This is a genomic window from Streptomyces yerevanensis, from assembly GCF_000716805.1.
Classification (GTDB): domain Bacteria; phylum Actinomycetota; class Actinomycetes; order Streptomycetales; family Streptomycetaceae; genus Streptomyces; species Streptomyces flaveus.
This window is the reverse complement of the sequence record NZ_JNWJ01000228.1, coordinates 1-436: the sequence shown is the minus strand read 5'-3', so window position 1 is coordinate 436 and position 436 is coordinate 1. Positions and strand designations below refer to the sequence as shown.

The 436-nt window shown below is 72.9% G+C and carries 1 protein-coding gene; it reads right to left on the bottom strand.

The window, feature by feature from the left end:
- On the bottom strand, positions 1-436 hold a 436-nt coding region (locus OP79_RS49180; RefSeq protein WP_033329857.1), incomplete at both ends, for a Gfo/Idh/MocA family protein.

Sequence of the window (436 nt, the reverse complement as noted above, 5' to 3'; positions counted from 1 at the left end):
GGTGTCCTCGTTCTCGACCTCGCCGACCTCGTCGGAGACGGGCGCCGCGTTGTGCCCGACGACCGCGCCCAGCGGCAGCGGCCGCTTGGGGATCTGCGTGGACAGGGCGGCACCGGAGACCGCGGCGATGGGCCCGGCGACGTACTCGGCGATGTCGATGATGTGCGAGCCGACGTCCCCGAGCGCACCCGAGCCGGGGCCGCCCTTGAAGCGCCAGGTCAGCGGGCCGTTCGGATCGGTGGCGTAGTCGCACCAGTACCGGCCGCCGAACAGGGTGAGGTCGCCCAGCTCGCCGCGCTGGACATGGTCGCGGATCGCGGCGATGCCGGGGGAGCGGCGGAAGGTGTAGCCGACGGCGGTCACCACCTCGGCACTCTGCTCCAACTCGGCCATGGCGCGGGCGTCTTCGAGCGATCCGGCCAGCGGCTTCTCGCAC